1 protein-coding gene is annotated in these 797 nt (G+C 29.9%); it reads left to right on the plus strand.

The window, feature by feature from the left end; all coding sequences use genetic code 11:
* Positions 1 to 303 precede the first annotated feature (303 nt).
* On the plus strand, positions 304 to 797 hold a 494-nt coding region (locus AC1DG9_RS27485), incomplete at its 3' end, for an ATP-binding cassette domain-containing protein (protein WP_477635751.1).

Genomic DNA, 797 nt, shown 5'->3' on the forward strand with positions numbered 1-797 from the left:
GGTTGAACATTGACATTTATTTGCTATTTGTTTAAGTTGAATTTAATACGATAAGGGAAAGGGTGAACCAACTACATGATTAACTAATCCTATTTTCAAAAGGAAACAATTGAAAGTATTTTATTTACAAATAGCGTTTGATTTGTGTTGTTTTCAATTGTACTTTTCAGGATAGGATGAAAATTCTGTAGTTGGCTCTAAAAGTATTTTGTTAGAGTTCATCTATATAGATTTATGCCTCCTATTCTGAATAGATTAGGAGGCTTTTATTGTCTTCAATTACTTATGAGAGGATGAGGAAATATGAAAATAATGTTAGAGGGACTTCATATAAAACATTATGTTCAAGATCGTTTATTGTTGAACATAAATCGCCTAAAGATTTATCAGAATGATCGTATTGGTTTAGTTGGTAAAAATGGAAATGGAAAAACAACGTTACTTCACATATTATATAAAAAAATTGTGCCTGAAGAAGGTATTGTAAAACAATTTTCACATTGTGAACTTATTCCTCAATTGAAGCTCATAGAATCAACTAAAAGTGGTGGTGAAGTAACACGAAACTATATTCGGCAAGCGCTTGATAAAAATCCAGAACTGCTATTAGCAGATGAACCAACAACTAACTTAGATAATGACTATATAGAAAAATTAGAACAGGATTTAAAAAATTGGCATGGAGCATTTATTATAGTTTCACATGATCGCGCTTTTTTAGATAACTTGTGTACTACTATATGGGAAATTGAAGAAGGAAGAATAACTGAATATAAGGGGAATTATAGTAACTATGT

The organism is Pedobacter sp. 05L430, assembly GCF_056397585.1.